Origin of the sequence: Haloferax profundi (assembly GCF_001469865.1) — an archaeon.
In the GTDB taxonomy this organism is placed as follows: domain Archaea; phylum Halobacteriota; class Halobacteria; order Halobacteriales; family Haloferacaceae; genus Haloferax; species Haloferax profundi.
Genome location: NZ_LOPV01000039.1, coordinates 38,004 through 46,707 on the forward strand (window position 1 = coordinate 38,004; position 8,704 = coordinate 46,707).

Genomic DNA, 8,704 nt, shown 5'->3' on the forward strand with positions numbered 1-8,704 from the left:
GTCAGAACTCCGTAAGCAGTCGGAGGATTCTCAGTCTTCGATTCCGAGTTCGTCGAGAAGGGTCTCCAACGTGTAACTCTGGAGTGCGCGGTGACTGTCTCGCATCGTCGAGATGACGAACGTAGAGTTCGTCCGCTCGACTTCGGGAACCGCTTCGAAGTTGCTGATGAGTCGTTCGACGCGGTCAGAGTCTGCGAGGTGGGCGACGACGATGAAGTCCGTCTCACCCATCGTGAAGTACAGTTGCGTGACGCCTTCTATCTCCAGGAGTTTGTTTCCGACTTCTTCGTACGGCCCACTGTAATCGGCCAGCACTTCTACGACGACGGTGACGCCGAGGCCGAACGATTCGAGGTCGATGTCGTAGAGGTCGTTCTCGATGACGCCGTCGTCTTTCAGGTTGTTCAACCGGTAGTGGATGGTCGATACTGGGATGCCGGTCGCGTCGTGTAACTTCTCGGGACTGCCGGTTCCGAGGTCCGCGATGGCCTTCAACAGGCGCACGTCGCGTTCGTCCATACCTACAGTGGACAGGTCGTGGGACGTAAGTCCTTGTGCTATCCGCCATCTCTCGTGGCCTCCTCTCACTCTCGAACATTCACGGATTATTCAAACTACAGAACAGCAACAGACAAATTACTAAATGAAAAATCCAACTGATTAGATTTCTTTTGTAGAAGGATTTAACAACGTCCGTCCCTGACGGTTGAAGCAGATTCGACCATGACGCATCTCTCTTGGAGAAACCTTCCGACGACGCCGCTGATGTTCGTCGCTCTCGCAGCCATGTGGGGGACGTCGTTCGTCGCCATCGAAGTCGGCTTGGAGTTCTTCCCGACGCTGACGTTCGCGGCGATACGCTACGAGGCCGCTGGCCTGTTGATGCTCGCGTACGCCGTGTACTCGACCGACCGGTGGCGCCCACAGACCAGAGACGAACTGCTCGCGACGGCCATCGGAGCGGTGTTCATCATCGCCGCCTACCACGGACTGCTCTATCTCGGCCAGAACTACGTCCCCGGTGCCATCGCCTCGATTATCATCAGTCTCTCGCCCATCCTGACCGCCGTCTTCGCGTCGGCTATCCTCTCGGGTGATTCACTCGGCAAGACGGGTGTCCTCGGCCTCCTCGCAGGGTTCGCAGGCGTCGTGCTCGTCGCCGACCCGGGCGTTGGTATCCTCGGCTCTGCACAGGGTCTCGGTATCGTCCTCATCTTCCTCGGTGCCGTCTCCTTTGCCCTCGGGTCGGTCCTCACCCGGCCACTTCGAACGGACCTTCCGGTCCAGTCGATGCAGGCGTGGACGATGTTCGGCGGCGGTGTCATCCTCCACGTCTGGGGACTTCACCGCGGTGAGTCACTCGCCGCAATCGAGTGGGCACCCGTCGGTATCGCGTCGTTCGTCTACCTGACGCTCGTCTCGGGTGCGGTTGCGTTCCTACTCTACTTCGAACTCTTAGACCGCCTCGGCCCGACGGAACTCAACCTCATCGGCTACGTCGAACCCGTCGTCGCTGCGGTGCTGAGTTTCGTTCTCCTCGGCCACGCAATCGAGACGACGGCGTTCGTCGGGTTCGGCGCTATCTTCGTCGGATTCGCGGCGATGAAAAAAGACGCGCTCGTCGACGTCGCCGCCACGGTTCGGCGGCACGTCACGGTCTGAGAGGGTTTTCTTCACTCGATTCGGCGACTTTCGCTACTCTGTCTCGGCGGGCCGGTTCACCTGTACTCCGAGAACGTTCGCCACGCTCTCGCGGTGGACCAATAGGAACCCGGAGACGATGACGCCAAATCCGAGAACCGTCCCCGCGGATATCGACTCACTGAGGAACGCCCATCCCGAGAGCGTCGCCACGATTGGCATCGCGTAGGCGACGAGGTTGCCGCGAACCGGGCCTGCCTCTGCGAGCAGGGCGAAGTACACCGGGTACGCCGCCGCCGTCGCCGGCATCCCCACGTAGAGGATTGCCGCGACGATTGTCGGCGACCACGCCACCTGCGTGGGAAGTTCGCCGAGTCCGAGACTGACAGCGTGAATTCCGACACCTGCGACGGCCATCGCCCATGCAGTCATCGGAATCGTCCCGATGGTCGGGGCGACGCGCTTGAGCAAGACAGTTCCGAAGGCGACGGAGAGTGCCGCACCAGCGACGAGTGCCTGTCCGACACTCCCACCGCCGAGGACGCTCTGTGGGCCGACGATGACGACGACGCCCGCGAGTCCGAAGAGGATGCCCACGGCGTCGACGGCCGAGATACGCTCGTCGTCGAGGAGGAAGACGGCGAACATCGGTGAGGCGATGGGCAGGATGCTGTACATGACTGCCGCAGCGCCCGACGTCGCGTTCTGCTGGCCGAGGAACAACAAGACGTTGTTCGCGCCGAGGACGAACGCAGCACTCACGAGGATGCCGAGCACGTCGGAACGGGTCCGGGGACGCCAGTACCCACCGCGGACGGCGACGAGCGTCAGCAAGACGACTGCGGCGACGTCGACGCGGAAGGCAGCGAACAGGACTGGTGGAATCGCACCGATGGCCGCTTTGATGCCGACGAAGGAGGTGCCGAACAGCACCGCGGCGGCGACGAAGAGGACGAGGGTCCGGTGACGACTCACGCCACCACCCCCCGCGCTGTGGCCGGCGTTCGATTCGCCGGGTGAGCGCGGGAGGTAGTGAGGGGTCGACGGGCAATGCGTGGACGGCGTGAAGGCCTCGTCTTTAGCACGACCTATCGTTCAGCTCACTTCACCATATGTCTAACGATTGGGTATGTGGGTGTACGAATCATTAACAAACGATGCCGGTTTCGGGAGAATATGAACCAAATCGCGCGAAAAACAACCATGGTGCGTGTTGCCAGTGAACTCTGTAGCTGTCGACGTGACTCACTTTCGGGGCGGCGAATCAGGAGAAAATCAGGCGATGTCGGTCAGTCGTCTCTCGCCGCTTCGACGCGGTCGGCGTGTTTTTCGAGGTCGGCCGCCAGCGCCCGCGCTTCGTCGGGCGAGAGCGAGACGCGGTCGGCGTGCGGTGGCAGTGCGTCGAGTTGCGTCCCGTCGAGTTCGAGTTCGAGCGTCACGGCGTCGGGGCTCTTCCGCGGTGAGGTGACGTTGAGCACCGCGAACGCGGACTCGTCGAAGTCGTGACCCTGTGCGGTTCCGTCGACTAAGTCGAGTGTCGTGTAGGCGTTGACTGTGAGGATTCGGTCTGGCATGGATGGGTGGGTGTTGGTGTCTGGAGGTGCGTGTGGTGTCTGGAGGTGCGTGTGGTGACTGTGGTGTCTGCGGGTGCTGTGTGTGCTCCCTGTCGTGCTCGCTTCGACAGGTGTTCGAGCGCCCGGGTGAAGAACTATCCCGCGGTCGGCCGTCGGGCAGGATATGTCCACCCCCGACGTGCCGACGGAGGGAGAGACCCTCGTCAGAGAGCGAACGTTCACCACGGCGGAAGTCGAGGCGTTCGCGGTCCTCTCTGGCGACGAGCAACCGATTCACACCGACCCCGACGAGGACGGCCGACTCGTCGTCCACGGGTTGTTGACTGCGACGTTGCCGACGCAAATCGGCGGCGACCTGGAAGTCCTCGCCCGGTCGATGGAGTTCGAGTTCCTCGCCCCGGTGTACACCGGCGAGACGATTCGGTGTGAGGTGACACCGACCACCGTCGACGCCCGCGAGGACCGCTACGACGTCGAGACCGACATCGTCTGTCGGAAGGTGGACGACGACTCAGTCGTCCTCCGCGGTGGGTTCGAAGGCCTCATCTGGAAGTGAGGCGGTGGTCGGTGGTCAGTCGTCGCTCGTGATGGGTGTCCCGTCGGCGAGACTCGGCGCGGGACTCGCGTCCAGTTCGTCGTCTTCGGCGTAGGGGTACCACGTGCGCTTCGTGTTGTGCATCATCGGGTCCTCGTAACTGGTCTCTTCGGGTTCGACCAGGTCGGCGAGTTCGTCGTCGTCGTGCCGCAGGACGAACTCGCGGAACGTCTCGGTTCCGTCGCGTTGGTCGTCGAAGTTGGCGAGGAGGTTCTCGATTGCGCCCGGCACTTCGTCCACGGGGACGCGCTGGGTGACCCAGCGGGCGAACTGCGGTTCTTCGCCGAGGCCGCCGCCGAGGCCGATGTCGAGGGCTTCGACCGGTTCGCCATCCTTGCGGGTCTTCATGCCGCGGAGGCTCACGTCCGCAATCTGTGGCTGGGCGCACGAGGCCGTACACCCGGAGAGGTGGATGTGGAACTCTTCGACGCCCTCGGGGAGGTCGACGTTCTCCTTCAACCAGCGGGCGAAGCGCACCTGTCGGTTCTTCGTCTCCACGATGGAGAGCGAACAGAACTCGGTGCCCGTACAGGCGACAGACCCGCGCATGAACGGCGATGGCTCGGGCGAGTAGTGTTCGAGCAGGTCTTCGGCGAGGAAGTCGTCCAGTTCGCCGTCCGGGATGTCCGGGACGATGACGTTCTGACGCTGGGTCAAGCGGGCCGCACCGGACCCGTACTGTTCTGCGAGGTCGGCGAGTTGGATAACGTCGTCAGCACCCATCCGGCCGACGAGGACGTTCAGGCCGACGAAGTTCGACCCGTCTTTCTGCTCGTGGACGCCGAGGAGGTCGTTTCGACCCTCGCCACCGGCGTTGTAGGTGTACTGGTCGCGCAGGTCGTCGCCAGCGGTCTCCAGTTCGAAGTCCACGTAGTCTTCTTGGAGCGTCTCGCGGAGTTTCTCGGTACCCCACTCGTCGACGAGGAACTTGATGCGGGCGTTGTAGCGGTTCTCGCGGTCACCGTGGTCGCGGAAGAGTGCCGAGAGGCCGCCGGCGACTGCCGCGGCGTCTTCGGGTGCGACCCACACGTCGATATCGCGGGCGAGGCGCGGTTCGTTCCGGGCGAGGCCGCCGCCGACGCGGACGTTGAAGCCGACCTGTTCTTCGCCGTCGATTTCTTTGTACGCCGGTTCGAGGGCGAGGTCGTTGATGTCGCCTTGGCCGGACCCGTCGGGCGTCCCCGTGACCGACACCTTCCACTTCCGCGGGAGGTTCGAGTGGTCGTCGTTCCCTTTGAACGTCTCGTTGAGTTCCTGGATGACGGGCCACGCGTCGATGACTTCGGTGGCGTCGTCGCCGGCCATCGGGTTCCCGACGATGTTGCGCCACGAGTCACCACACGCTTGCTGTGCGGAGAGGCCGTGTGCTTCGAGTTTCTCGAAGATTGCAGGCACGTCTTCGAGCTTGATCCAGTGCAGTTGAATCGACTGACGGGTCGTGAAGTCGGCGTACGCGTCACCGAAGATGGGGTTCGTCCCCGGTCCCGTCGCGTACTCTTTGGCGACTTCGCCGACGACGCGGAGTTGGCCGGGTTCGAGGCGGCCGTTCGGCGTCCCGATGCGCAGCATGAAATAGGACTCCTGGCCGTTCCGCTGGTGGTACAGACCCCACCACTTGAAGCGCTCGAACCACGCGTCTCGCTCGTCTTCGGGGATGGCGTCCCATCCTTCTTCGGCGAAACGGAACAGATGCTCTCGTATCTCGGTACCGTAGACTTCTGACTTCCACCGTTCGACGTCCGTGGGCATTCGTACGAAACCCAAATATTCGCCTACGTAAGGTCCCGAGCGTACCGTCAACCCTTCCCGGTGCTGCCGAACACCGGAGAATGTTGCCGGCTACCTGTCGTCGCCGTCGTACACCGGGAGAACGGTGTTCTCACGGTCGATATCGACGAATTTCCCGTCAGAGAGGCGGCCGACGGGAACCCACCCCGGGACGCCCGTCTCGCCACACCCGATGCACTGGCCGTACACGTTCGCGGTGACGGTTCGTCCGTCCACGCCGACCGAGAGGACGTTCTCGACGACGAAGTCCGGCAGGTCACACCCACAGAACGACGGGTCGTCGAGGCGCCAGAGTTCACTTACGCTCACTTCCCTCGCGTCGTTCACGGAGACCCACGCCCCGTCGTCGAGGACGCGTAGCGAGACAGTCATACTCCCCACTCCGTGGTCCGAGTACCTATGCGGGACGACGGCCGCAATCCCCGCAGGAGGGCGCGACGGCCTGTCGTCACCACACGGTGCCTTCGTCGGTCGATTTTGGTCGTAAATATCCGTCGGAGGTAGGGGCAACCGGTTCCGATACCCGGGAGTACGGGTACACCTTACAGGTGCGGATTCCCTTATGCGTCTCCCCCCGTTACCGAGGGAGTGATGAGTGACCGCCGCACCGCCGCCCGACAACACGCCTCCGCCGACGCTGCTCCCGAACTGTTCGAATCGACGGAGGACGACGAATGACGACGGACGTCGACCTCGAACCAGAACCAGAGCGTGCAGACGACGAAGACGACGAACGCGACCCCACCGCCCACCTCGACGACCTCGAAGACGGTGCCGGATGTACCGAAATCTGGTCGCATCTCTCCGAATCCCGTGAGGAGTGAGCGCTCGCGCACGAATCTCGCCACGCAGGGGGACGTTTTTAACCGAGAACGCGAAATCCTCTCGTAGATGACGAACGACGAACGCCGACGCACCAGTCGGGCCCCGGCCGACCGGCGAGAACCGGTCGGTGAACCGGTCGTCCGCGGTGACCCTGCCGTCACGGGTGACCGTGCCCGTGAGGCAGTCGGGTTCGACCCGAACGACCCGGCTAGTGTCGAGGAGGCCGCCCGCACAGTCCGCTCGTTCGCCGAATCGTCGGCGGGCGACGACCACGTCTTCATGCTCAGGGGTGCCGCCGCCTGTGCTGCACTGGTCCGTGGTGTCGGTTCCTACAAACAGGCCGCCGAGATGGCCGGCGGCGACGTGTCTGTCTCGTTCATCCGCAAGTGGGCGCGCGTCCACGACCTGCCGCAGTCGGTCCGTCGACACGTCGCGCGCGGCAACATCGCGCCGACGGCCGCGAAACACATCGCTCGCGTCCCCGGTGACGCCCGACTCCACCTCGCGTGGGCGACGCTGGACGGTGACTTGACCGTTCGAGAGGTCCGCCGCCTCGCCAGCGAAGTCAACGACGGCACGCCGGTCACCGACGCCCTCGCCGACCACGGCGTCGCCGTCGGAACGTTAGACGTATCGCTCCCGCCGAACGTCTACCTCGAACTCCGCCGCCGCGCCTCGTTAGACGACACCGACCCCGGCGACGTGGTGGCGGAGGCGCTGACCGCTTACTTCGACTGAAGGAATCGCTGTGCCGTCTCTCGAATCACGTCGCGGGCAGTCTCGACTTCGGCCCACTCGATAGTCTCGTCGGGGAAGTGCGCCTGGTCGATGTTCCCCGGGCCGAACACGACGGTTGGGATACCCGCTTCCACGTAGAGTCGTGAGTCCGCGCCGTAGGTCGCACCCACCGGTTCGTCGTCGAGTGAGCGGTCTCGGAGCGTGGCCCGGAGGGCTTCGACCACCGGTTCGTCGACGTCGACTTCGGCGGGTTCGAACTGGACGGAGAATCGCTCGAACGTCGGCGGGTGTTCTGAGAGCCATTCGTCTTCGGCGACGACTCGGTCGAGTCGCGCTTCGAACGCTCGTTCGACCTCCTCGACGCTCTCACCGGGCGCGACGCCCAGTCGCCACTCCGCGGTGAGCGTCCCGGCGACGCTGGACGCCCACGACCCCGCTTCGACGCGCCCGACGCAGATTGGCCACGGGACCGGGTAGTCGTACAGCGGATGCGAGACGTGCTCGCAGCGTTCGGTTTCGAGGTCGAAGAAGGCCTCACGAATCGCCTCGAACTTCGGGAGTACGTCCACACCGCGCCACCGCGACGCCGCGTGCGCGGTTCGTCCGGTCAGGTGGAGTCGCTTCATCACCGACCCTTCGGTGGCGACGACGGGTTCGAGTCGCGTCGGTTCGGCCACGAGTGCGGCGTCGCGCTCGAATGGGTACGGATTGTCCAACGCGGCGGCCGCCGCGCCGATTCCACCCTCTTCTTCGCCGACGACGCTCTCCACGACGACCCGGCCGTCGAGTTCGAGCGAACCGGATTCGACCGCGTCTTTGAGGTCGAGTGCGGCGAAGACGCACGCCGAGAGTCCCGACTTCATGTCGGCCGCCCCACGGGCACTGACTGTCCCGGCGTCGTCGTCCCACCGCGGCAGGAACGGTGCGTGCGACCACAGTTCCGCGTCGGCGGGGACGACGTCCACGTGGCCGTTGAGGACGATAGTCTTCCCTGCGTCAGGGTCACCGAACTCCAAGACACCCGCGACGCTTGGGCGGTTTATGGTCACGATATCGTCGGAGTCGTCCGGAAACGACGGGTGCTCGGCCAGTCGACGGGGGTTCGCACTCCACTCGTACGTCTCGAACCCGAAGTCGTGCAGGCGGTTTTTGAACCACGTCTGTGCGGGCGCTTCGGCGCGGCCGACGCTCTCGAATCGAAGGAGCGTGTCGACGAAGTCGCGTAGGTCCATACATGGGAGACGGGAACGGGGTACAAAGCAGGTGGGGAACGAAAATAAACGCTTATCAGTATCCCCACCCTCGAATCGGACGAGGGCTGGTAGCTCAGTTAGGCAGAGCGTCTGGCTTTTAACGGGGCTACGCAGGTTGCGTGGTTTCGGAAGACACCAGACGGTCGGGGGTTCAAGTCCCTCCCAGCCCGTTCTTACATTCGCGAGCGACAGCGAGCGATAGTCGAACTACTGGGAGGAGTTGAACCAAGGAGCGAGCACCGCGAGCGACTGGGTCCACGCGAACAATGTGGGCGTGGGCTCGTGAGACG

At 63.8% G+C, this 8,704-nt stretch carries 10 protein-coding genes and 1 tRNA gene; 5 read left to right on the plus strand and 6 right to left on the minus strand.

The features are described from left to right. Positions 1 to 30 precede the first annotated feature (30 nt). On the minus strand, positions 31 to 519 hold the full coding sequence (locus AUR66_RS02075; RefSeq protein WP_058570862.1) for an Lrp/AsnC family transcriptional regulator: 489 nt from the start codon (positions 517 to 519) through the stop codon (positions 31 to 33). 204 nt (positions 520 to 723) lie between these two features. On the opposite strand from AUR66_RS02075, the gene AUR66_RS02080 reads away from it, so the two are divergent. Continuing rightward, a complete protein-coding gene (locus AUR66_RS02080) occupies positions 724 to 1,662 on the plus strand; it encodes a DMT family transporter (RefSeq protein ID WP_058570863.1) in 939 nt (312 codons plus the stop codon). A 33-nt stretch (positions 1,663 to 1,695) separates the two neighbouring features. Here AUR66_RS02080 and AUR66_RS02085 read toward each other — a convergent pair whose 3' ends face one another. Beyond that, a complete protein-coding gene (locus AUR66_RS02085) occupies positions 1,696 to 2,616 on the minus strand; it encodes a DMT family transporter (RefSeq protein WP_058570864.1) in 921 nt (306 codons plus the stop codon). Between the two features lie 314 nt (positions 2,617 to 2,930). Then, a complete protein-coding gene (locus AUR66_RS02090; RefSeq protein ID WP_058570865.1) occupies positions 2,931 to 3,215 on the minus strand; it encodes a DUF6360 family protein in 285 nt (94 codons plus the stop codon). A 163-nt stretch (positions 3,216 to 3,378) separates the two neighbouring features. Between AUR66_RS02090 and AUR66_RS02095 the strand changes: the two genes are divergently transcribed. Continuing rightward, positions 3,379 to 3,771, plus strand: a complete 393-nt coding sequence (locus AUR66_RS02095) for a MaoC/PaaZ C-terminal domain-containing protein (protein ID WP_058570866.1) — start codon at positions 3,379 to 3,381, stop codon at positions 3,769 to 3,771. A gap of 15 nt (positions 3,772 to 3,786) precedes the next feature. On the opposite strand, the gene AUR66_RS02100 is transcribed toward AUR66_RS02095, so the two are convergent. Both AUR66_RS02100 and AUR66_RS02105 read right to left on the minus strand, forming a co-directional pair. Beyond that, positions 3,787 to 5,559, minus strand: a complete 1,773-nt coding sequence (locus tag AUR66_RS02100) for a nitrite/sulfite reductase (RefSeq protein ID WP_058570867.1) — start codon at positions 5,557 to 5,559, stop codon at positions 3,787 to 3,789. Between the two features lie 90 nt (positions 5,560 to 5,649). Beyond that, on the minus strand, positions 5,650 to 5,970 hold the full coding sequence (locus AUR66_RS02105) for a hypothetical protein (RefSeq protein ID WP_058570868.1): 321 nt from the start codon (positions 5,968 to 5,970) through the stop codon (positions 5,650 to 5,652). Positions 5,971 to 6,272: 302 nt separating this feature from the next. Between AUR66_RS02105 and AUR66_RS21645 the strand changes: the two genes are divergently transcribed. Continuing rightward, positions 6,273 to 6,422 (plus strand): hypothetical protein, encoded by a 150-nt coding sequence (locus AUR66_RS21645; protein ID WP_197409651.1) that lies wholly within the window; start codon positions 6,273 to 6,275, stop codon positions 6,420 to 6,422. A gap of 67 nt (positions 6,423 to 6,489) precedes the next feature. Beyond that, on the plus strand, positions 6,490 to 7,161 hold the full coding sequence (locus tag AUR66_RS02110; protein ID WP_058570869.1) for a DUF7119 family protein: 672 nt from the start codon (positions 6,490 to 6,492) through the stop codon (positions 7,159 to 7,161). Here AUR66_RS02110 and AUR66_RS02115 read toward each other — a convergent pair. Further along, a complete protein-coding gene (locus tag AUR66_RS02115; RefSeq protein ID WP_058570870.1) occupies positions 7,149 to 8,393 on the minus strand; it encodes a M20/M25/M40 family metallo-hydrolase in 1,245 nt (414 codons plus the stop codon). The genes AUR66_RS02110 and AUR66_RS02115 overlap by 13 nt on opposite strands. 83 nt (positions 8,394 to 8,476) lie before the next feature. On the opposite strand from AUR66_RS02115, the gene AUR66_RS02120 reads away from it, so the two are divergent. After that, positions 8,477 to 8,584 (plus strand) — tRNA-Lys (locus AUR66_RS02120). Positions 8,585 to 8,704 lie beyond the last annotated feature (120 nt).

Coding starts and splice junctions, on each gene's coding strand:
- AUR66_RS02075 (WP_058570862.1), bottom strand. CDS start 519: ATGGACGAACGCGACGTGCGCCTGTTGAAGGCCATCGCGGACCTCGGA.
- AUR66_RS02080 (WP_058570863.1), top strand. CDS start 724: ATGACGCATCTCTCTTGGAGAAACCTTCCGACGACGCCGCTGATGTTC.
- AUR66_RS02090 (WP_058570865.1), bottom strand. CDS start 3,215: ATGCCAGACCGAATCCTCACAGTCAACGCCTACACGACACTCGACTTA.
- AUR66_RS02095 (WP_058570866.1), top strand. CDS start 3,379: ATGTCCACCCCCGACGTGCCGACGGAGGGAGAGACCCTCGTCAGAGAG.
- AUR66_RS02100 (WP_058570867.1), bottom strand. CDS start 5,559: ATGCCCACGGACGTCGAACGGTGGAAGTCAGAAGTCTACGGTACCGAG.
- AUR66_RS02105 (WP_058570868.1), bottom strand. CDS start 5,970: ATGACTGTCTCGCTACGCGTCCTCGACGACGGGGCGTGGGTCTCCGTG.
- AUR66_RS21645 (WP_197409651.1), top strand. CDS start 6,273: ATGACGACGGACGTCGACCTCGAACCAGAACCAGAGCGTGCAGACGAC.
- AUR66_RS02110 (WP_058570869.1), top strand. CDS start 6,490: ATGACGAACGACGAACGCCGACGCACCAGTCGGGCCCCGGCCGACCGG.
- AUR66_RS02115 (WP_058570870.1), bottom strand. CDS start 8,393: ATGGACCTACGCGACTTCGTCGACACGCTCCTTCGATTCGAGAGCGTC.